Raw genomic sequence first — 771 nt, 5'->3', positions numbered from 1 at the left:
TTGTGGAGTCGTCGTTGAAATACCAGTCTGGTCGTGCTGGATGTCTAACCTGGGTCCGTGATCCGGATCAGGGACAGTGTCTGATGGGTAGTTTAACTGGGGCGGTTGCCTCCTAAAGAGTAACGGAGGCGCCCAAAGGTTCCCTCAGCCTGGTTGGCAATCAGGTGTTGAGTGTAAGTGCACAAGGGAGCTTGACTGTGAGACCGACGGGTCGAGCAGGGACGAAAGTCGGGACTAGTGATCCGGCGGTGGCTTGTGGAAGCGCCGTCGCTCAACGGATAAAAGGTACCCCGGGGATAACAGGCTGATCTTCCCCAAGAGTCCATATCGACGGGATGGTTTGGCACCTCGATGTCGGCTCGTCGCATCCTGGGGCTGGAGTCGGTCCCAAGGGTTGGGCTGTTCGCCCATTAAAGCGGTACGCGAGCTGGGTTTAGAACGTCGTGAGACAGTTCGGTCCCTATCCGCTGTGCGCGTAGGAGTCTTGAGAAGGGCTGTCCCTAGTACGAGAGGACCGGGACGGACGAACCTCTGGTGTGCCAGTTGTTCTGCCAAGGGCATGGCTGGTTGGCTACGTTCGGGAGGGATAACCGCTGAAAGCATCTAAGCGGGAAGCCTGCTTCGAGATGAGGACTCCCACCCACTTGATGGGGTAAGGCTCCCAGTAGACGACTGGGTTGATAGGCCGGATCTGGAAGCACGGTAACGTGTGGAGGTGACCGGTACTAATAGGCCGAGGGCTTGTCCTCAGTTGCTCGCGTCCACTGTGTT

Annotated in this window: 1 rRNA gene; it reads left to right on the top strand. The window is 57.7% G+C overall.

Annotated elements, in window-relative coordinates:
• Nucleotides 1-749 (top strand): 23S ribosomal RNA (locus tag IE312_RS37985); the annotation flags it as partial.
• Nucleotides 750-771 lie beyond the last annotated feature (22 nt).

It is taken from the genome of Streptomyces capoamus, from assembly GCF_014654935.1.
In the GTDB taxonomy this organism is placed as follows: domain Bacteria; phylum Actinomycetota; class Actinomycetes; order Streptomycetales; family Streptomycetaceae; genus Streptomyces; species Streptomyces capoamus.
This window is presented reverse-complemented; position numbering and strand designations above follow the sequence as displayed.